Genomic DNA, 22,188 nt, shown 5'->3' on the forward strand with positions numbered 1-22,188 from the left:
ATATTTTATAAATATCAAGAGTTTTCGACAAAATTAAAGAAACATCCTATTCCTGTTGTTGAATATAATCTACCATTATTTAAATTATATATATTAATAAGTTGATTTATTCCATTTGTTCAATTTTGAGGTGATGTTCCTCCAAAAAAGTCAGTATTCATTCAACTAGATAAGCTACCTTGAAATTGTTCATGTGTTTGATCTAAATTTGGAAAATCAGGGTGAGTATAATATTGACTATGAACTGACCTTAATCCTAAATATCTTAATATTGCTTCGCCAATAGTTGGACCACATCAATATGGTTGCGTTTGTCTAATAGCTGGAACATTGGAAATATTAATATTATTTAAACTTCTTTTAACTCTATTTAATATTTCTTCTTTTTGATAAGGACTAGCGGCAATTGTTGTTGGTACAGCAGTTCCACTAATTGTTAATACACTTAATAAACTAAGTAATTTTTTCATTTTGTATAATTTCCTTTCTTTTATCTTGAAACTTTTTATCAAGATCTATTGACATTATATATATATATATATATATGCAAGTCAAGCATTTTTAAATCTATTTTAGAAAGGAGATTATTTATAATGATTATTATTGTGATTATATTTTAGTTTTTAGTACTAATCTGGGCTCGCGGTGATTTTCATAAGTTTGTGAAAAATGCCTTAAAGTTTAAAAAAACTTTTGCCGCGCTTTTCAAAATACTTGGGAAAAATTCTAAGCGTTAAGCGAAGAATTTTATAAAGATTCCCAAATTTGTTTGAAAGAACCTCAAAATCTTTTTTAACTTGTAAGTCATTTTATCACAAAAATTTAAGAAAATCAACCGCTCGCCCAAAAACAAGATTAGTTATAATCCCATTTTAAAACGATATGGATAAGAACAATAAAACAAAGCGTCATATGGGTCATGGTACATTTTACTATCGGGTGTGTTTGTTTTGGTGTCACTAAATCTTAGTTCACTAATGCATTTATCTAAAAATGGAAAGTTATCTAATATGCCATATATTTTGCCTTGAACAAACATTTTTCTTATTCATGTTACACGATTAATTATACCTGCTTCTTTATTCAATGAAGTTTGATGTTTTTTAGCTTTAAACATTTTAATTTTATAACCCAAATAAGGATAAATATCTTCTTGTAATTTTTGCATAAAGTCATGGGCATTAATATCATAATGAAATGTTGCATATTCAAAACCATCAAATTTATCAAAAGTATTGATTATTCATTGTCCATAATGTTCAACTATTTCATTTAAATTCATCGCATTTTTTGGTGTAACAACATTTTCTTCAATTAAATATTTATCATATTCATTATTTTCATTAATTTTATAGCCACTAAATAAAAATACTGTATGGTCTTCACTACCATTAGCATAATCGACACCAATTGAATAACTATCAAATTGATATTGTTTTGTATTGGTATTATAAAAATCTTGTAGATTATACTCTTTAATATATTTACGATAATTTCGTAAAACATAAATGCTGGGGTCATTATCGTTATATTCAAAACCGTAATATTCAAGTTTAAATAAATCGGGTCGTTCTTCTTTATTTGCTAAAACAAGTTTTTTGGTAATATCAGGTATTTTATTTCAAACAGCACCCATAGTTAAACGCAAATTAAAAACACCCAAACCTTTAAATACTTGTTTATTTTCTGAATATATTTGATTGTGTTCTTTTAAAATGTTTTTAATTCTTTCATTTAAAGGTAAAAATGGCGTTACAAATTTTTCATAAAAGACATGGTATTTATCAAAAGGGTTAAAAGTAAATTGATTAGAATATGTTTTATGAAAATATGTTGTTACTGTTATGTATTGTTTTGCTATGTTGTCTCATTCTTGAAATGTCCAAGATAATTCTTTTACTGGAATAGGATTATCTAAATTATATTGTTCATTAACATCATCATCAGTATATTTTTCATAAGATACTTTTAAACTTTTTGAACGAAACATTGAAACTCTTAAATTATTATATCTTTTATCTAGTTCTTTATCAGTTAAGATTTCTTTTTCTTCAGCATGTATCATTTCATCTGTTCAGGCTGATATAATACCGCTTCCTTTACCAACTTTCCCCATAATTTTATTACCATTAGCATAACCCGCAAAAGCAATACGAACACCACTAGGAAAAACAATCTCTCCACCTTCTTTAACATTTTTAGGTCAAACAATACCATTTTCATTGTCGGGTCCTATATCAATCCCATATTTATCATATAGATAATTACAGACATTAATTGTATCGCCAAATGTAGTATCTTCGTGGGTGTTGGCATATCTTCGTAAAATATTAGATGAAGCATCCGTAAAGTTACAAGCAAAAAATAATTTTTCGGCTAAATGATTTCATGTTTTATTAGTACCACGCCCTGCTGAAACAAACTTAAAAAAAGTTGGCGAAGTAAAATATCGGGCATAACTATCACCAACAAAGTCTTTAAATACTTCTCAATCAAAACCAAAATTATAGTCACTAAAATTCAAATCATATTTTTTATTTAAATGTTCATAACTAGTAATTCGTTTTTTGTTATTAATTTTGGTAAAATCTTGCATTTTTAATTAGCCTCCTTTTTTTGATAAAATTATTTGAAGTATTAAATATAATAATTTAAAAAATTGTTTAATTACGAAAGGAAATTATAAAATGGAATTAAAACAAAATTTATTAGGAAATTATAAAGAAAATAAAAAAATACAAACAAAAAATGAAATTAATAATTTCTTAATTGAAAGAGATAATGAGATATTTAAATTATATCAACAAGGAAAAATATTACAAGGATATAAGGTTGTATCAAAAATACCAAAAACATTTAAAACAGAATATGGGGATAACACTGTAAAAAGACGAAGATATGTTAAATATGATGAAGAAAATAAAAAATATATAAATCGTTATCCTTTAGATGAAGAATTAGGGTTAAAAAAATACGAAAGAATTGAAAAAAATTTAAAAGATAAATATATGTCTTTTATGGGCGATGGGAAAAGATATAAAGATATTTTGCATACAACAGAAAATGCTAACATTAGTGAAAGAACAATATCTAATATTTTTAAAAATGCCGATTTAGAAGAAACCGATTACATTAGTAATAAAAATAACAATAAAATTAAAATCCCAAATAATGTTTTATATATTCAAATTGATGGTGCTTTTGAACCTATGAGAGAAAATAAAAAAAGAGTTGAAAATAAAATATTTCTTGCTACTATGCATGTTGGTGTTGATGAAGAAAAGTCAACAAAAACCAGAATAAAAATGAAAAAGAAAAAAGGCGTTTTTCAAATGATGAATAAAAATCATAAGAATAAAAATGATAAATCTAATATTGATAATTTTATTGATAAAATTTTTAAATCAATGGATACTTATGATATTAATGAAGATACTAAAATATTAATATTAAGTGATGGTGAAAAACAAATTAAAAAAATTTACAAAGCAGTAAAATCAAAATATAAAAATAATACTGTATCATATAGTTTAGATAAATTTCATTTAGTAAAAAGATTTAAAGAATTATTCCCAAATAGTAAGAAAAACCGAATTCATAGATTAAAATATAAATTATCAAAAATATATTTTTTTACTGGAAATTATGAAGCATTATTAGATTTTTTAATGTGTCATTTACCCTATGTTATTGATAATAAAAAGAAATTTTTATTAGAAACTATTGAATTAATTAAAAATAATAAAGAAGGAATTGAAAATCAAGCATTAGAATATAATATTGGTTGTCACATGGAAGGTGATATATCACACTACATTAAGGCAGTTAAGGGACGTGGCGCTAAAATATATTGTAAAGAAACATTTATCAATATGTTAATTGCTTCAATGTTAAGACTTAATAGTAAAACAAATGAAGAAAAAATTAATAAAACTAATAAAAATAAAGAAAAAATTGAATTTAATATATTTAATTTAAATCAATCTAAAAAGCAATTTTTATCTTTATAAAAAATAAAAAACCTTTTAAAATTAGTAATAACTTTAAAAAGTATTTTTTAGTGTGTCAAAATTCATAAATTATTTATTCAAATAAAAATTATGTTTTTAAAAAGTTGAATTTTTTATAAATTTTGTTATCATTTAATTATAAGCGAAACTTAATTTGTTTCTAATTACTTAATTTTATTAAAAACCTCAAAATAATGTATACTACCATTGTTTTTACCCTCAATTTGAACTTCAACAGTTTTATCATTTGTAATATTAATTGGTCAATCTTCACCCTTAGCTTCAATAAAGTAATCATAATCATTCTCAGTTAAAGAACTATCTATGGCTTTAACTGCTTTTAAAACGACGGCTTTAAATTGTGGTTTTAATTGTTCGGCTGTTGTTTGAGTTGGATCGTCAACATGAATAGTTGGTTTATCTAATTTATTAATCCCACTAATATCAATTTTATTTGATGATGGAATTACATAATCAACAGAAACTCTAAATGTTTTATTAAGATTACTTTTAGCAGTATTAATTTCTGCTTGTGTAGGTGCTTTTTCTAAAATAATTTTACATGTTTTTGGATATAAAATAGTTGGTGTTGCATATTGTACTTTACCAATTCATTTAGGGTTAGCAGTATCATTATCTAAAACTTGTTGAATAGTATCCATATTAATTGGATATGCTCATAATTGTTTATTTAATAATAAACCATTTACATTAGTAAAATTATAACCTTTATCACGGTTAACTTGTCCTTTTGTATATGTTTTTTCTAAATGAAAACTTTTAGATACAGGAATACCCATTGCAGTATTTTCATATAATTCACCATTAACCATTGCTTTTAATTGGGCTTGTGAACCAATTACTTTTAAATACGCAGGTGTTAATCCTAAATAGGCTCTACGACCTAAAACCATAAACATTTTATCTGTTGGCAAACCAAAATATAAATTACTAATTTGATTAGTTAATTCAATCAAAGTTTAATTTAATGTAAAGAATGCCTTATTTGCATCATCAGCATTTTCTGCTGTATAACTACGAAATGGAATTACTTCATATTGACCATCTGCTAAACAATAATCATAAATAGCCTGAATTAATTCACATTCTAAATTAACAAATTTATTTTGTACAACACTAGAAATAGCATCAGCAATAACACCATTTTTAATATTTTGTTCTATTAATGCTAAGTCAAAAGCCTCATTCATTAATTTTAAATTAAATCTCTTATCAATCGGAACTGGAATTCTTGTTAATCCCATTGTTTGAGTTGTTCCACCATTTGGTAATGAATAATCATCTTGTCATACCACACGATGAGTTAAATTATATAGTGCTTGTCCTGCATTAGGTAATCAAGCAACTTGTTCTGCGGTTGCAGTAGCATACTGCATAATACTTGCATATTCATTATATAAAGGTCCACGCAATAAAGCATTAACCATATCAACATAGGCTTTTTGACCTGTTGTGTTACCTTGTAATGTAAAAGGTACTTGTGGCAAATTAATTGTTGCCATAATATTTCACTCCCTTATTATCTAAGGTTTTTAAGTGTATAATCAGTTAATTTTTTAATTTCTTCTGGAGTATATGCTCCTTTTTCTTTAATAGTTTCAATTTCATCATTTTTATTTTCAACCGATTTTTCAATCATATCTTTAATAAAATTAGTTGGTGAAACTGATGGTTGTTCTTCAACAAACAAATCAGGTTTTAATTCTTTTAAAGTTTGTATTTTTTCACTTAAAGAACTACCACTAACTTTATTTAAATTAGTTTTAATATCTTCAATTTTAGTCGATGGAACATCTTTAAAAGCTTTTAATTCATCTAATTCATTAGATAATTTAATAAAGTCTTTTTTTGATATAACATCTTCGCGTTTTTGCACACTTTCTCTGATTTGCTTTGCTTCATTATTAAACTGATTTAAGATATTTTCAGCAATCTCTTCACTTAAACCTTGTTCGATTAATTGTTCTTTTGTAAGTGCTATTTTATAAACTCCTCTTTTTTTATTCTTGTTCGATTAACAAGTCAGCATAAACTCTTTTTTATGGAAAAAGATTAAACCTATAATTTAATTATATACTAATATTTTACTAAAACAATACTTTTCTTTAATTTTGTCGAAAACTCTTGATATTTATAAAATATACCTAAAATTAGGTATATTTTTAATATATGGAGGTAAATAAATGATGAAAAAAATAATTACAGAATTAATAAATAGCTTAACAGATGATCAATTTTTAGAATTTTATGAAAAAATAAAACAACAAGCAGACTTAATTAAAAAACAAAAACGTTTAAATGAAATTGATCAAAAATTTAGAGATAAAGGCATTATATGTCCTAATTGCAAATCTTTTCATTGTGTTAAAAATGGTCATAATTCCGAAGGAAAACAAAAATATTTATGTAAAAAATGTCGTGCTAGTTTTGATGCATTTCGTCATCATTTTACTTATTGAAGTCATTTAAATTATGAACAGTGAAATTTATTAATTCAAATTTCATTGTTAGGACAATCTAGTAAAATAATTTCTCGTTTTATTAAAACAACCCCAAAAAACGCTTGATATAATCGACAAAAATTAATGCAATCAAAACAATTAGAAAATACACAGTTAAAATTTAAAAAATTAAATGGTCAAATCCAAATGGATGAAACATTTATTAAAGAAATTCATAAAGGCAATTTTAAAGATAAATTTGATAAACGAAAAACTCATCTCGATCCATTTTCAACTGATACCAAATGCTGTATTCAAATGGCAGTTGATAGCAATAATAATATTTTTGTTCAATCCACCAATACCAAAAGATTACAAAAACAATGGATTATTGAAAATATGAATAAGCAACTAATTAAAGAAAAATCAATAATTATTTCTGATATGCAACCACTATATTTATTAGTAGCAAAACAAACAAATTCTACTCTATATTCCACCAAAACTAGTACAAACCCTGATACTAGTTATCAAAAGTTAAATAAGATTAGTAAATTACAATCCAGTCTTAAAGAAGCCTTAATTCATTATCATGGTTTGGGTTTCACTAATATTCAAAATTATTTAAAGCTCTGAAAATGAAAATACCAACACAAAGGTTTAACACCAAACCAACAATCAACGGTATTATATTTTAACGTTTAAAAAATTTAAAGCAAAATCATAATCTTACACAAAATTAGTTTTCAAATTGTCATATTGATGATTTTTTTTATTTCATCAAGAGTTTTCGACAAAATTAAAGATACTTTTTATATATTATATATATAATATATTTTATAACTAAACTTAATATATTTCATTGCTAATTTATCCCTTAAAACGCGTAATAAGAGCTATTTTTCAAGATAAATTTTTAAAATAATTCATAATATTTTGCTTGCTTATATATATATATATATATATATATATATATATATATATATATATATATATATATATATATATATAATGCAATTAGATCTTGATAAAAAGTTTCAAGATTAAAAAAGGAGAAAAACAAGTATGAAAAAATTACTTAGTTTATTAAGTGTATTAACAATTAGTGGAACTTCTGTACCAACAACAATTGCCGCTAGTCCTTATCAAAAAGAAGAACATAATACAGAAACTGATAGTGGTGTTAGTGTTTTCTATCAAATTATAGAAAATGGTAAACGTAAATCAATTATTGAAAAAATATATGGAGTTAATGAAAATGAAAGTTATATTAGATTTTTAGGTTTTGATAATAGAAATAATAAATATTATATAAATGATAAAAATATTTACTTTGTAAATAATAAAAATAATAATAATAATGCTATATCGATTAAATTACTAAGCTTTAAACCAGCATCAGTTATTGATTTTAGTAGTACTGATAATTTTGTTAGGTTTAATTGAAAAGATTTAAATAACACTATTCATGTTTATAGAATAAAAATTATAGATTTAGAAAATAACAATTTAAATAAAATAAATGAATTATCTAAAATTATTTCAAATCCTATTTTAGGAACAGTTAAAATTAATAATGAAAAAGGATTACTAACCGAACAACAAATTAAAGATTTTTTAAAAGATAAAAATCCTCAATTAGATATAACTAAGATAGGAATTAAAAATATTATTGATGATTTATACAATAATAATGAAAAAAGGATTACAGTATTTTCAAGTGACTCAACAATTTATACTGGTGAAGCAACTGTTTTTTTAGATATTGAAAAATAGTTAAGATTTAAAATAAATGAAAAAAATATTAAGTCTTTTATCAACAATAACCTTAATTGGAACAAGTACAACCAGTTTAGTTGCTTGTAATAAACAATATAGCGAGGATGAATTAAAAGAACAAAAAGAAAAACATAAAATAAATACTACTAACCAAGAAATAAGAAACAATTTAGAATGAATAGCACCACAAGAAAAACCATTTAATAAAACAGATAATAAATGATATTATGTTGTATGGTGTGGAGATAAAAATGATAATTGACATTTAACTAAATTTTTAAAAAATAATAAAGATAAAAATGATATTATTGATAAATATTCAATTTCTCCAATAATTTCTTATTTTTTAATTTATTCTGCTATTAGTACGATTGGTTTTTTACCTAGTTATACATTGGAAATAGTGCGTAATTTAGGGAAAAATTCAGATAATGAATATAACGAAAAGCATATATCTATTTGAAAAAATAAAGATAATAATTATTTTAAATCAGTATACCGTTGAAATTTAGATACTCAGGAACCTGACTTAATAGTTGATAATAAAGGTAATGTAAAAGTTAAAGGAGAATAAAAAAGAGATATTAAATCTCTTTTTATTTTTACCTTGGTTTAAATGTAATTTGAATGGGATTATTACTACTGTTATTTACCATATTTAAAACACCCAAAGCATTAAGGTCTATTGTTATATCTTTATCATTACCAAAATATGCTCAATGCATGGTGCTATTTATCACAATATGTGCAATCAAATTCTTTGTAAATCTAATTTTTAATTTCATATCATTAGTATAATATATTTTTATGTTTAAATTTCCAATTTCATTAGAATCTGAATCAAATCATTTATTAAATTGTATTAAAAAATCAAAAATCCCTCTCTTATCATAAGTATTATATCGGTTGGGAACAGACGGCGATGTATTATTAATATAACCAGTAGAATATATTGTTTCACTATCATTTACTTTTACATTATCTGTATATAAAGTTATTGTATTTTCAAAATTAACATTACGAGTTTGCGAGGAACCTTCTGTTTTTAAAGTTATATTTGATAATGAACCTAAATTAATATTGCAATTAGCACCAGCTAAAATATTTACATCTCTATCATAAATAAATCGCTCTATTTCAGGTTTATAACAATTAACTTGTAAATTATCAAGATTACTTATTTCTATTGTTTTATAAGAACTAATAAATTTATCAATACTTTGAATTGTTGGGTCAATTTGTCTTAGATCAATTTCAGTTTCATAATAACTTTCATTAATTTGATTTGAAAATAAATTAATTTCACCTCTTGAATCGGTTTTTTTACATTGTGCTGGTGCTGTAATTTTAGTTTTTAATGCTTGTCCTGCCTTAGCATCTCAGATATCTTTCATATAAGGTTTGTAATTATATGGTATTGGTGGTAATACATATTGTGGGTAATTAAATGTTGGTATTTCATAATCATGGGGTAGTAAGAAACTAGTTTTATAATTAGTTGTCATATCGCGTAAATAATTATTTAGTGTATTTTTTGTTTTACCTCTGAAACTTCATACTGATAATCTTAAATAATCTTCTTCATTATTTGTATATGGATTATCAGCATAAAATATAATTTCAAAATTACCTTTATATAATGCTTGGATTGAAAACATATCAATAATATAACTACAATTTGTACCGTCAGGTGTTTGTAAAAATTCGCAATCATTATCTTTTTCACTAGCACTAACTGGTGTTTGTGCATCTACTGCTCTTACTAATTCATTAATTAAATATATACGATTAGTTTTAGGATTTAATTGTTTTAAATTATAAGTTGAATAAGTTATTTGTTCAGTTGGTTTACCATCTTTTTCTAAAACATTACCTTTTATTTTATCAGTTAATAAAGTAGTAAAACCTAAACTAGTAGCATTTGCTCCAAAGATAGCACCGAATTTATCATTTCCTTGTTCTCTAAATATTTCAAATGGTAAATAACCTTTACCTTTTGATTTTTCAGACCAAAATGAATCATTATAGAAACTATAAATATTTGCACTCATAAAGCCATTAAGTCATTGAAAATTAGGTCAAGTTTTTTCATCTTGGTTAATTACTCATCCTCAGGGAATACCAAATGAAATAAAGTTTAAGAACTTACCAACTCCACCCGGTATCGTAAAAGGGTTAAAAACTAATTTTTGCGTATAGTTTAAAGGTAATACTGTAATTTGGCGATTAATAAAATTATTCATATTTAAAATATCTCAAACATTACAAACACCCATTTTATTATATTCAATTTGAACTTGTCCTACAGTATTACCAAATTCATCTTTTCTTCTAAAATATGATGATGCTTGGGTACTAATAATATTATTAACATCTTCATTATTTACTTTTACTTTATCAGGTGGAGTAATCATTCAATTTTTAGACCAATAAAATTTAGAGTTATTATCTTCTTTATGGATAGTTGTGCCAACCGTAGGATTAGTTGCTGTTGAACTCGCTTTATCGGTTATTACAATTCCCTCACTATTTTTTTGATTTCAAAAGTCGTATCTACTTTCCATATCTTGCTTTCAATCTTTAAAACCAGTTATCATTGTTGGTTGAATACCTTGAACGTTATATCAACTTACTTCTGGAGCAGCATAAGTATTTACTTTGTCAGGTGGGCAAGGATATATGTTATACATTAATAAATCACGATAATTCATAACTTTTTTATTAAACTGACCTTTAATAATTGGTCGCCCAATTACTGGCATATCAAAAAAGATAGAATTACCATAAAATTTAACTGCCATTGCTCTAACCCCTGGGTCTTTTAATAAAACTTCATCTAATTCAACAATACCTTTATTTAACTTTTCATCATAAGTTATTTTAGGAAAACAATAACCTTCCCCTGGAGCACTGGTCTGAATAAATTGTCTTACTGATAAACCACTGTGACTAATTTTGTCATTAATACTTGAAAAGGTAATTTCTTGTCATAAAAAACTACCATCATAAGGTGAATAATAATTAATAACATTTGATGGATATAATCATTGTCTATCTTGGGGTGCAGAATTAATACCACCCCCACCAATATTTAAACCACGGTCATTAAATACAGTATAAAAATTATAATAATCATTAATATTTAATTTCTCAGCATCTTCATCTAAAATTAATAAAGTATATTGTCTTTCAGTTGATTGTTGAGTAAATACTTGTTCAAATTTAGCCTCATCAAATTGAATTGAACTTCTATCATCAATCATATAAGCATCTCAATATTTACCAACTTTAACTTCTTTTGTATAAAAATTATCGGCTTTATTATCATTATTCATAAAATAACTTAATTTATATTGATTTAAGTATGCCAGCATTCTATTAATATCATAAATATTTTCACCATCAATTAATTTTCAATAAATATTATTATTTTCATCTTTTAATTTTATAGCAAAAGGTGTTTCATTATTTGCTCATATTGTTGAATTAACTGGTTGTTTATTAAAATCATCAATTGTTAAAATATTAATTTCTTCACCTTTATATTTTTGTACTATTTTTAAACTATCTTGTCATTGCGCAATAGTACTTTCCATATTATCAAATATGCGTGAATAACTACCATAATCACTTGGTTTGGCATTATTTGATTTTCAACCTGTTTCAGTATCAGGAATATATGAACTATAAACATTAAAAGGAAATACCATTCAATGTCTGTTATCTCGTATATTTTCTCTAATATCTATTAAAGTATCATGGGCTTGTCTTCTTAATTCTTCGATAACCCCTGGGTTAATTCTACTCATTTGTTAATTCTCCTTAATTTCTGTTCTACCTTGTAAAGCATTTTGATTATTACCAGTTTCATCATATTCCATTAATTTATTATTATGTTCAATTTCTTTGGCTTGCATTTTATCTTGTCATGCTTCTATTTTTTCAAAATATTTAGTTGCTTCTAATTCATCAATATTATCATATTCAGTTATAGCTCTTATTGGTTCCATTGTGCCATTATCTAATCTAGCAGTAATTAATTCATTTTGTCGCATTTGGTCAACTAAACTAGCACTAACAAAATCAAAACCATATTCTCGTTCACCAACACCATCTCATAAACCATAATATTTTAAAACAGTATCAAACATTTTAGTATAGTATTGCTTACGATATGCTTGTAAATATGCTTGTTTTTCTAAGTCTTTTGTTTTAGTTAATAATGACTGTGTTTTATTTTGGTCATTATCTGATTTATCACCAAAAGGACTAGAAAAATGATATGCTAAGTATACTTGTTCAATAATTGATTTTTGGTCTTCAGTATATGTTTCTAAGGTTGGTGTACCTTGTACTACTTGTAAAGATTGGGATAATTGACCATCTACTGCTGATTGACCTGATTGAATAAAAATATCATCAAAAGCATCTTGTAATACTTTTTTATTACCTTTGTTATAAGCAGTCATTAAATCATCATCTAATATTCCATATCAATGAGTACGATTTGCTCATCTTTCTTTTGATTTAATATTAAAACTATCTTCTAAATCAAATTGTAATTTATAACAATTTGCCATTGTAGGTCATGGGTTTAATGTAGTTGATGTAGATAAAAATAAAGGGTTGGGTTCATTAATCATTTCTCAAAAAGGAACTATGCCTAATTTATTTTTAAATTCTTGTACTAAAACAGGTTTAACATCATCTTTAATTTGTGTTTTACTTTGTCCAACAACTACTTCATTATTTTTAGGTCAACCTTTAATAACTATTTTATCTTTGGTACAAATTAAATTTAAAATAAAACCACTATCTGATTGATGATAATTTAATCAAATATCAGCACCTTGTTCAATTTCGTTTATTTTACTTACACGAGATGTAAAGTTAAAAGGATTAATTCATAAATCAATATTGCCATCTGATGTTTCTAATAAACCAAAGATAGTTTTACCCATTAAACTTGCTGTTAATTCATTTTTATCTAATTTTTCTTTTATTTTATAAGTTTCATATCATCAATTTAATTTTTCTAAAATTTCTTTACGATGAGACTTAAATAAAATATCTTTACCATTAACTAATCTCATTTGATGACGAGCAATAATATTGGCTAAATTAATAGTTCAATCATAATTATAAAATTTTAAAACACTATTAATATCATTTAAGTTTGGTAAACTATGGAAAGTATTATTCATTGTTATTTTGCTCCTTTAATTTTAAAATAAGTGCATAATTAATAATATTTACTGTTAATAAATTTGGTTCATTTGCTAAAACTTGTACACATACTTTAACTTTTTGATATTTATTAATATATTCGTTATATAAATTTAAATTACATATTGCGATATTATCTTTATTTAATTCTTGACAAAGTCTTTTTTTAACTTGTCCACAAACAGAAATATATGGTCTTTTTGCATTTATTACACGTTCATCATGATTACATAAATATCTTTTTTCATTAAGTTATTCACTCCCTTTGTTGTCATAATTTATAATCTGCTTAACTATTATTTTTAACCATCGGTACTAATTCAAAGTGTAAAGCATAAAAATCACCATCAAATGTGTCATCATATAAATCTAACATTCGTTCTTCTCTTGCATCGGGCTTATCTTCTCATTGAATTAATTCATATTGGGTTTTACTTACAGGACATTTTTCTCATAATCATTTTAATTGATTAGTATTTATTAACATTGTAAATGCCTCAATACGATGTTTTATTTTAAACTTCTGCTTTTGTGCTGGTTTAAAATTTATGTATTGACCAAAAGTATAATTATATTTCTCTCGGTTTAAACTTTCTAATGTTGCATAAGCACTATCATCAACATTAATTGATATTCCTTGTTGTATTAAATTAAAGTATTGGTTTAATTGATTGTTGTAAAACTATAAAATATCTTTAACTTGTTCTAATGGTCCTTTAAATTGTTGCGTAGCATTTGAGTGTGCATATTCTGCTACTTTATAGGCTTTTTTATCAAATGAATTATATATTCAAAAACTCGCTGCTGTTGTATGCCCTTTGGGGCTAGTAGAGTTTGCTAAGTCAACACCACCTAATAATTTAGTTGGTTGAATAATATCTGTTGCTTGCATAATATCAATATATCTTGCAAAAATTGAACCACTAGTATTACCAGGCAATCCTCAACTCCATACTCTTGCTCTTTCAATATCTAATTGTTCTAATCTTAATTGTTCATTAACTTTATTTTGTGGTAATTCATAATTAAGTCTTCAACTAGAATAATGAATAATAATTTTCATATTTCATTTTTCGATATAATTAATTTGTTCATATTTACTACGCATTATTTCTTCATTAAAAGGCATTAATTCATTACAATAACCAACAATATATCTTTTTAAACTTTCAGGGTTACATGTATTAATTGTTATTTTATTTTGATACCCACGAATAGCAAATTCTAAATCACTTAAATCTTTTTGTTGAAATTGGTCACATTCTTCTCTTCAATCAATTACTAATTTATATTTATTCAAATCAGCAAAAGCTTTTAATTTTTCTTTCCGGCTTGGTGAATGTAAACCTTTACAATATATTTTGCTACCATTTGATAAAGTAAAAGTAAAATTTGATAAGTTAATAGTATAAGGAATATGATTTTCATCTAACATATTTCAGATATTTTGAAATACACTATCTTTTAAATCCTTACTTCAATACATACTAGCAATGATACAAATTGGTTCTTTAATTAATAAACTAATTTTTAATAATTCACCAAACATTTTAATATTTGATATAGTCTTACCACTATATCGTGTTCCAATTTGATTAATTTCATTAACTAACTCATATTTCTTAGCAAAGGGGTATTTATTACCAACAGTACTATTTTGTAATAACCAATAAGGCGTTTCTAACAAATAAGTAAAATGATTAAGCATTATTATCACTTTCTTTTTTAATATCTCTAATATCCGTTTGTAAATTAACAATTATTGGTTGTTGATTATTTAAGTTTAATTCTTTTTCAAGTTCTTTTTCTTGTAGTGAATATTTATAATTAAAGGCTCGTTGTCAATATAATTTAGCACCATCAGGTGTTTTCATCATAAAATTAATTATTTCACTTTCAATTCTATCAACTTGTTTTTCAAGCAAAGGAACTATCTTTTCGCTCCGATAAATTTCTTGTCTTCAATGACGAGAAAGGTTGAATTCATTGGTTAAATCATTCAAAGTATATGGTTTATTAGGTGATTTATTTTCTCAAAATTGCTCTATTTTACGATAAAAAGTCGCCAAACTTGCTGTTTTTGGATTAAATTCTTTCATTTTTACTCCTTTTATATGGTTAAATATAAGTAGAGAAAAATATGTACAGAAGAACTTGACACGGTTCTTTTTTTTATTATCTATATTTTACATCAAAATAAAAAAAAGTAAATTACTTTACTTTCAGTTAATTAATTTATTAAATACATTCAAATTGTAACATACTAAATAAAAATTACTATCCTTTTTTTGCATTTTTATTATTTTTGTGATAAAGTCGTAAACTAAGAAAGAGGGTAAGAAAATGATAAATGTTGATAATAATTTTTTTAAGAATTTTATTAATTTATTATATATACAGAGTATTGAAATTATTCAACAAAGTTTAGAAGATTATGATAAATGAATTTTTAAAAATTATAAAATTGATGAAACTTTAAAAGAATTTAAAAATTATAAAGTAAAAGATAAAATTGAAAGAACATTAGTAATTTTAAATGGAAAAATAACTTTTAAGAGAAGAAGATATTATAAAATTAATTCAGAAACAGGTAAAGAAGAATATATTTTTCCTTTGGATAAAATTTTAGGAATTGAAAAATGACAAAGAATAGATAATTCTGTTAAAGAAAAAATATTATTATTTATTACTGAGAACAAAAGATATAAAGATATTTTAGATACTATGGAATATGTAAAAATTAGTTTAATGACAGTATCTAATATTATGAAAAATGCAAAAACTGACGAAGAATATTACTTTAATAAAAGTAATAAAAAAATAGATATTCCACACACTTTATATATTCAAATGGATGGTACTTATTTTAAAATGTTAGATTCAACAAAGCAAGGAAGAAAAAAGATAAAAAAACATACGATAGCATGTACTGTACATACTGGGTATGATGAAGAAAAATATACTGTAAAAAGACCTGTAATCGCAAATAAATTAGGTGTTTTTGAAATGGATAATATTCCAGATTATCTTAAAAAAGAAGCAGATTTAAAACCAGTTCTTATAAAATTATTTTCTTTAATTGAAACTCATTTCAATATGATACCTAATATTGAAATTATGATTTTAGGTGATGGTGCATTATGAATTAAAAATAATAAAGAAGGAATTGAAAATCAAACATTATGAAATAATGTTGGTTGTCATATGGAAGGTGACATTTCTCATTATTGAAAAGGTACTATGATTAAAAAAGCCATTTATAGTGAAAAAACCTTTAATTTTGTCGAAAACTCTTGATATTTATAAAATATACCTAAAATTAGGTATATTTTTAATATATGGAGGTAAATAAATGATGAAAAAAATAATTACAGAATTAATAAATAGCTTAACAGATGATCAATTTTTAGAATTTTATGAAAAAATAAAACAACAAGCAGACTTAATTAAAAAACAAAAACGTTTAAATGAAATTGATCAAAAATTTAGAGATAAAGGCATTATATGTCCTAATTGCAAATCTTTTCATTGTGTTAAAAATGGTCATAATTCCGAAGGAAAACAAAAATATTTATGTAAAAAATGTCGTGCTAGTTTTGATGCATTTCGTCATCATTTTACTTATTGAAGTCATTTAAATTATGAACAGTGAAATTTATTAATTCAAATTTCATTGTTAGGACAATCTAGTAAAATAATTTCTCGTTTTATTAAAACAACCCCAAAAACCGCTTGATATAATCGACAAAAATTAATGCAATCAAAACAATTAGAAAATACACAGTTAAAATTTAAAAAATTAAATGGTCAAATCCAAATGGATGAAACATTTATTAAAGAAATTCATAAAGGCAATTTTAAAGATAAATTTGATAAACGAAAAACTCATCTCGATCCATTTTCAACTGATACCAAATGCTGTATTCAAATGGCAGTTGATAGCAATAATAATATTTTTGTTCAATCCACCAATACCAAAAGATTACAAAAACAATGGATTATTGAAAATATGAATAAGCAACTAATTAAAGAAAAATCAATAATTATTTCTGATATGCAACCACTATATTTATTAGTAGCAAAACAAACAAATTCTACTCTATATTCCACCAAAACTAGTACAAACCCTGATACTAGTTATCAAAAGTTAAATAAGATTAGTAAATTACAATCCAGTCTTAAAGAAGCCTTAATTCATTATCATGGTTTGGGTTTCACTAATATTCAAAATTATTTAAAGCTCTGAAAATGAAAATACCAACACAAAGGTTTAACACCAAACCAACAATCAACGGTATTATATTTTAACGTTTAAAAAATTTAAAGCAAAATCATAATCTTACACAAAATTAGTTTTCAAATTGTCATATTGATGATTTTTTTTATTTCATCAAGAGTTTTCGACAAAATTAAAGAAAAGTATTCTTTAATTTTGTCGAAAACTCTTGATATTTATAAAATATACCTAAAATTAGGTATATTTTTAATATATGGAGGTAAATAAATGATGAAAAAAATAATTACAGAATTAATAAATAGCTTAACAGATGATCAATTTTTAGAATTTTATGAAAAAATAAAACAACAAGCAGACTTAATTAAAAAACAAAAACGTTTAAATGAAATTGATCAAAAATTTAGAGATAAAGGCATTATATGTCCTAATTGCAAATCTTTTCATTGTGTTAAAAATGGTCATAATTCCGAAGGAAAACAAAAATATTTATGTAAAAAATGTCGTGCTAGTTTTGATGCATTTCGTCATCATTTTACTTATTGAAGTCATTTAAATTATGAACAGTGAAATTTATTAATTCAAATTTCATTGTTAGGACAATCTAGTAAAATAATTTCTCGTTTTATTAAAACAACCCCAAAAACCGCTTGATATAATCGACAAAAATTAATGCAATCAAAACAATTAGAAAATACACAGTTAAAATTTAAAAAATTAAATGGTCAAATCCAAATGGATGAAACATTTATTAAAGAAATTCATAAAGGCAATTTTAAAGATAAATTTGATAAACGAAAAACTCATCTCGATCCATTTTCAACTGATACCAAATGCTGTATTCAAATGGCAGTTGATAGCAATAATAATATTTTTGTTCAATCCACCAATACCAAAAGATTACAAAAACAATGGATTATTGAAAATATGAATAAGCAACTAATTAAAGAAAAATCAATAATTATTTCTGATATGCAACCACTATATTTATTAGTAGCAAAACAAACAAATTCTACTCTATATTCCACCAAAACTAGTACAAACCCTGATACTAGTTATCAAAAGTTAAATAAGATTAGTAAATTACAATCCAGTCTTAAAGAAGCCTTAATTCATTATCATGGTTTGGGTTTCACTAATATTCAAAATTATTTAAAGCTCTGAAAATGAAAATACCAACACAAAGGTTTAACACCAAACCAACAATCAACGGTATTATATTTTAACGTTTAAAAAATTTAAAGCAAAATCATAATCTTACACAAAATTAGTTTTCAAATTGTCATATTGATGATTTTTTTTATTTCATCAAGAGTTTTCGACAAAATTAAAGAAAGTATTGTATTAGTAAAATATTAGTATATAATTAAATTATAGGTTTAATCTTTTTCCATAAAAAAGAGTTTGTGCTGACTTGTTAATCGGACAAGAATAAAAAAAGAGGAGTTTATAAAATGGCACTTACAAAAGAACAATTAATAGAACAAGGTTTAAGTGAAGAGAATGCAGAAAATATCTTAAATCAGTTTAATAATGGAGCAAAGCAAATTAGAGAAAGTGTGCAAAAACGCGAAGATGTTATATCCAAAGAAGACTTTATTAAATTATCTAATGAATTAGATGAATTAAAAGCTTTTAAAGATGTTCCATCGACTAAAATTGAAGATATTAAAACTAATTTAAATAAAGTTAGTGGTAGTTCTTTATCTGAAAAAATGCAAACTTTAAAAGAATTAAAACCTGATTTGTTTATACAAGAACAACCCTCAGTTTCGCCAACTAATTTTATTAAAGATGTGATTGAAAAATCGGTTGAAAATAAAAATGATGAAATTGAAACTATTAAAGAAAAAGGAGCATATACTCCCGAAGAGATTAAAAAGATATCAGATTTCACACTTAAAAACCTTAGATAATAAAGGAAGTGAAATATTATGGCAACAATTAATTTGCCACAAGTACCTTTTACATTACAAGGTAATACAACAGGTCAAAAAGCCTATGTTGATATGGTTAATGCTTTATTGCGTGGACCTTTATATAATGAATATGCAAGTATTATGCAGTATGCTACTGCAACCGCTGAACAAGTTGCTTGATTACCTAATGCAGGACAAGCACTATATAATTTAACTCATCGTGTGGTATGACAAGATGATTATTCATTACCAAATGGTTGGACAACTCAAACAATGGGATTAACAAGAATTCCAGTTCCGATTGATAAGAGGTATTGCTATTTATTTAATTTTTTTACCACTTCTAATGTTATTAATTGGAATTAGTTTAATTGTTGTTGTTTCTTATTATATGATTAAGCTTTAATTTTGTCGAAAACTCTTGATATTTATAAAATATACCTAAAATTAGGTATATTTTTAATATATGGAGGTAAATAAATGATGAAAAAAATAATTACAGAATTAATAAATAGCTTAACAGATGATCAATTTTTAGAATTTTATGAAAAAATAAAACAACAAGCAGACTTAATTAAAAAACAAAAACGTTTAAATGAAATTGATCAAAAATTTAGAGATAAAGGCATTATATGTCCTAATTGCAAATCTTTTCATTGTGTTAAAAATGGTCATAATTCCGAAGGAAAACAAAAATATTTATGTAAAAAATGTCGTGCTAGTTTTGATGCATTTCGTCATCATTTTACTTATTGAAGTCATTTAAATTATGAACAGTGAAATTTATTAATTCAAATTTCATTGTTAGGACAATCTAGTAAAATAATTTCTCGTTTTATTAAAACAACCCCAAAAACCGCTTGATATAATCGACAAAAATTAATGCAATCAAAACAATTAGAAAATACACAGTTAAAATTTAAAAAATTAAATGGTCAAATCCAAATGGATGAAACATTTATTAAAGAAATTCATAAAGGCAATTTTAAAGATAAATTTGATAAACGAAAAACTCATCTCGATCCATTTTCAACTGATACCAAACGCTGTATTCAAATGGCAGTTGATAGCAATAATAATATTTTTGTTCAATCCACCAATACCAAAAGATTACAAAAACAATGGATTATTGAAAATATGAATAAGCAACTAATTAAAGAAAAATCAATAATTATTTCTGATATGCAACCACTATATTTATTAGTAGCAAAACAAACAAATTCTACTCTATATTCCACCAAAACTAGTACAAACCCTGATACTAGTTATCAAAAGTTAAATAAGATTAGTAAATTACAATCCAGTCTTAAAGAAGCCTTAATTCATTATCATGGTTTGGGTTTCACTAATATTCAAAATTATTTAAAGCTCTGAAAATGAAAATACCAACACAAAGGTTTAACACCAAACCAACAATCAACGGTATTATATTTTAACGTTTAAAAAATTTAAAGCAAAATCATAATCTTACACAAAATTAGTTTTCAAATTGTCATATTGATGATTTTTTTTATTTCATCAAGAGTTTTCGACAAAATTAAAGTGATTAAGTGAACACGGTTATTAAAACTTTATGATAAAATTATGGAAAAAATTAATTTAGTTGAAATTTATAATTTAGGTTTGTCAAAATATAAATGTGTTAAATTATCTATTTCTTCGGGTGTTAATTTTTTATTTTCAACTTCAATTTCATAACGATCCATAATTGCTAAACCATAATCTTTATAACAATCTGGGTAATTATCAAACATTTCATTTAATAAATCTTTTAAATTCATCATTATTATTCATATCCTTGTCATTTAATATTGTTATCTTCTTATTCATAATGTATTCCTCCTAATTCTTTTTTCCTAATGCTCAATGTTCATCCGTCATATCTTCAAATGAAACAGGATAACTTTTACGCATTAATTCTTGTAATTTATTTTCTTGATTTCATTTTGAGCAATAACCTCAATATTTTTGTTTAAGACAAATTTTATTTAACTTTTTCATTTTTATTTAATTCCTTACTATTTTCTATTCTTGCTTTTTCATTAGCACGCTCAATTTTTTTCTTATGTAATTGCTTTTTACTTAAAAACTTTCAAGGTTTTTTATTTAACCTTTTCATATAAACCTCCTAAATTATTCCTTTGATTTTTAACTACAAAGTACTACGATGTTCTACATTTTGTAGTTGTCTGTAATACCAAGTACCTCCTCATCAAGTCTCCACTAGTAGATTAATTAAGAAATCCTTGCCCAGTTCTTAAAAGTTATTTTTCTTCTACGCACACGATTTTATTTTTATTCTTGCAATTAAAAATTATGAATACAGCATTATCTGTTTATATTAATCAAAGTTATTAATTTACAAAATCGCAAAAAAACAAGTTAACAGTTCTTATTGGTTTCTTTACTGACAAAATGCCAAGTTGGGGAACCCCCCACTAAAAATATGTAATTGTAAAATTAAATAATTGTAGAACCAATATATTTAATTTTTAGAGTTAATTTTTAAATAAAAAAAATCAACCCAATAAGGGTCGATTTTTTTGTCCTATTTGCAT

At 24.4% G+C, this 22,188-nt stretch carries 23 protein-coding genes; 10 read left to right on the forward strand and 13 right to left on the reverse strand.

Annotation, left to right across the window (positions count from 1 at the left end; all coding sequences use genetic code 4):
- Positions 1-5 precede the first annotated feature (5 nt).
- Both ACOBME_RS11260 and ACOBME_RS11265 read right to left on the reverse strand, forming a co-directional pair.
- Entirely contained in the window at positions 6-470 is a 465-nt protein-coding gene (locus ACOBME_RS11260) for a hypothetical protein (RefSeq protein WP_419335309.1), read from the reverse strand.
- Positions 471-859: 389 nt separating this feature from the next.
- Positions 860-2,596 carry a hypothetical protein gene (locus tag ACOBME_RS11265; RefSeq protein ID WP_338966311.1) on the reverse strand — a complete coding sequence of 579 codons (1,737 nt, stop codon included), beginning with the start codon at positions 2,594-2,596 and terminating at the stop codon, positions 860-862.
- Positions 2,597-2,687: 91 nt separating this feature from the next.
- Between ACOBME_RS11265 and ACOBME_RS11270 the strand changes: the two genes are divergently transcribed.
- Entirely contained in the window at positions 2,688-4,010 is a 1,323-nt protein-coding gene (locus ACOBME_RS11270) for an Mbov_0401 family ICE element transposase-like protein (RefSeq protein ID WP_419335311.1), read from the forward strand.
- Between the two features lie 164 nt (positions 4,011-4,174).
- On the opposite strand, the gene ACOBME_RS11275 is transcribed toward ACOBME_RS11270, so the two are convergent.
- Genes ACOBME_RS11275 through ACOBME_RS11285 form a run of 3 tightly spaced genes read right to left on the reverse strand, consistent with a single transcriptional unit; the run spans position 4,175 to position 5,907 of the window.
- Entirely contained in the window at positions 4,175-4,987 is an 813-nt protein-coding gene (locus ACOBME_RS11275) for a hypothetical protein (protein ID WP_419335313.1), read from the reverse strand.
- Positions 4,988-4,990: 3 nt separating this feature from the next.
- Positions 4,991-5,533, reverse strand: coding sequence for a hypothetical protein (locus tag ACOBME_RS11280; RefSeq protein ID WP_419335315.1), 543 nt, complete (start codon positions 5,531-5,533; stop codon positions 4,991-4,993).
- A 17-nt stretch (positions 5,534-5,550) separates the two neighbouring features.
- Positions 5,551-5,907: a hypothetical protein gene (locus ACOBME_RS11285; RefSeq protein ID WP_419335317.1), complete on the reverse strand. Its 357-nt coding sequence runs from the start codon at positions 5,905-5,907 to the stop codon at positions 5,551-5,553.
- 307 nt (positions 5,908-6,214) lie between these two features.
- Here ACOBME_RS11285 and ACOBME_RS11290 point away from each other — a divergent pair, with 307 nt between their 5' ends.
- The 3 genes from ACOBME_RS11290 to ACOBME_RS11300 all read left to right on the forward strand — a co-directional run bounded on the left by ACOBME_RS11290 (position 6,215) and on the right by ACOBME_RS11300 (position 8,825).
- A complete protein-coding gene (locus ACOBME_RS11290; RefSeq protein WP_419335319.1) occupies positions 6,215-7,177 on the forward strand; it encodes a transposase in 963 nt (320 codons plus the stop codon).
- Between the two features lie 360 nt (positions 7,178-7,537).
- Positions 7,538-8,248 carry a hypothetical protein gene (locus ACOBME_RS11295; RefSeq protein WP_419335321.1) on the forward strand — a complete coding sequence of 237 codons (711 nt, stop codon included), beginning with the start codon at positions 7,538-7,540 and terminating at the stop codon, positions 8,246-8,248.
- Positions 8,249-8,264: 16 nt separating this feature from the next.
- Positions 8,265-8,825: a lipoprotein gene (locus tag ACOBME_RS11300; RefSeq protein ID WP_338966487.1), complete on the forward strand. Its 561-nt coding sequence runs from the start codon at positions 8,265-8,267 to the stop codon at positions 8,823-8,825.
- A 28-nt stretch (positions 8,826-8,853) separates the two neighbouring features.
- Here ACOBME_RS11300 and ACOBME_RS11305 read toward each other — a convergent pair whose 3' ends face one another.
- The 5 genes from ACOBME_RS11305 to ACOBME_RS11325 form a co-directional block, all read right to left on the reverse strand.
- Entirely contained in the window at positions 8,854-12,060 is a 3,207-nt protein-coding gene (locus ACOBME_RS11305) for a hypothetical protein (protein WP_338966489.1), read from the reverse strand.
- A 3-nt stretch (positions 12,061-12,063) separates the two neighbouring features.
- Positions 12,064-13,455, reverse strand: a complete 1,392-nt coding sequence (locus ACOBME_RS11310) for a hypothetical protein (protein ID WP_419335324.1) — start codon at positions 13,453-13,455, stop codon at positions 12,064-12,066.
- A 311-nt stretch (positions 13,456-13,766) separates the two neighbouring features.
- A complete protein-coding gene (locus ACOBME_RS11315; RefSeq protein WP_419335326.1) occupies positions 13,767-13,964 on the reverse strand; it encodes a hypothetical protein in 198 nt (65 codons plus the stop codon).
- Positions 13,965-14,159: 195 nt separating this feature from the next.
- A complete protein-coding gene (locus ACOBME_RS11320; RefSeq protein ID WP_419335328.1) occupies positions 14,160-15,185 on the reverse strand; it encodes a PBSX family phage terminase large subunit in 1,026 nt (341 codons plus the stop codon).
- Positions 15,178-15,576: a hypothetical protein gene (locus ACOBME_RS11325; RefSeq protein ID WP_338966469.1), complete on the reverse strand. Its 399-nt coding sequence runs from the start codon at positions 15,574-15,576 to the stop codon at positions 15,178-15,180. The genes ACOBME_RS11320 and ACOBME_RS11325 overlap by 8 nt, the downstream gene beginning before the upstream one ends.
- 244 nt (positions 15,577-15,820) lie before the next feature.
- On the opposite strand from ACOBME_RS11325, the gene ACOBME_RS11330 reads away from it, so the two are divergent.
- The 6 genes from ACOBME_RS11330 to ACOBME_RS11355 all read left to right on the forward strand — a co-directional run bounded on the left by ACOBME_RS11330 (position 15,821) and on the right by ACOBME_RS11355 (position 21,073).
- Positions 15,821-16,783: an Mbov_0401 family ICE element transposase-like protein gene (locus tag ACOBME_RS11330; RefSeq protein WP_419335330.1), complete on the forward strand. Its 963-nt coding sequence runs from the start codon at positions 15,821-15,823 to the stop codon at positions 16,781-16,783.
- 46 nt (positions 16,784-16,829) lie between these two features.
- Complete coding sequence (locus ACOBME_RS11335) at positions 16,830-17,792, forward strand: IS1/IS1595 family N-terminal zinc-binding domain-containing protein (protein WP_338963247.1); 963 nt, start codon at positions 16,830-16,832, stop codon at positions 17,790-17,792.
- Positions 17,793-17,981: 189 nt separating this feature from the next.
- Positions 17,982-18,944, forward strand: a complete 963-nt coding sequence (locus ACOBME_RS11340; protein WP_338963247.1) for an IS1/IS1595 family N-terminal zinc-binding domain-containing protein — start codon at positions 17,982-17,984, stop codon at positions 18,942-18,944.
- 221 nt (positions 18,945-19,165) lie between these two features.
- Complete coding sequence (locus ACOBME_RS11345; RefSeq protein ID WP_338966496.1) at positions 19,166-19,627, forward strand: hypothetical protein; 462 nt, start codon at positions 19,166-19,168, stop codon at positions 19,625-19,627.
- A gap of 18 nt (positions 19,628-19,645) precedes the next feature.
- Positions 19,646-19,996 (forward strand): hypothetical protein, encoded by a 351-nt coding sequence (locus ACOBME_RS11350; protein WP_338966498.1) that lies wholly within the window; start codon positions 19,646-19,648, stop codon positions 19,994-19,996.
- Positions 19,997-20,110: 114 nt separating this feature from the next.
- Positions 20,111-21,073: a transposase gene (locus ACOBME_RS11355; RefSeq protein ID WP_419335333.1), complete on the forward strand. Its 963-nt coding sequence runs from the start codon at positions 20,111-20,113 to the stop codon at positions 21,071-21,073.
- Positions 21,074-21,240: 167 nt separating this feature from the next.
- Here the strand turns inward: ACOBME_RS11355 and ACOBME_RS11360 are convergent, their stop codons facing one another.
- From ACOBME_RS11360 to ACOBME_RS11370, 3 genes are read right to left on the reverse strand one after another with little or no spacing between them, the layout of a single operon-like run.
- Entirely contained in the window at positions 21,241-21,414 is a 174-nt protein-coding gene (locus tag ACOBME_RS11360) for a hypothetical protein (protein ID WP_338966500.1), read from the reverse strand.
- A 58-nt stretch (positions 21,415-21,472) separates the two neighbouring features.
- Entirely contained in the window at positions 21,473-21,631 is a 159-nt protein-coding gene (locus tag ACOBME_RS11365) for a hypothetical protein (protein ID WP_338966501.1), read from the reverse strand.
- Entirely contained in the window at positions 21,615-21,749 is a 135-nt protein-coding gene (locus ACOBME_RS11370; RefSeq protein ID WP_419335336.1) for a hypothetical protein, read from the reverse strand. The genes ACOBME_RS11365 and ACOBME_RS11370 overlap by 17 nt, the downstream gene beginning before the upstream one ends.
- Positions 21,750-22,188: the final 439 nt, after the last annotated feature.

This window comes from Spiroplasma endosymbiont of Sarcophaga variegata (assembly GCF_965178695.1).
GTDB classification, from domain to species: Bacteria; Bacillota_I; Bacilli_A; order Mycoplasmatales; family Mycoplasmataceae; genus Spiroplasma; species Spiroplasma poulsonii.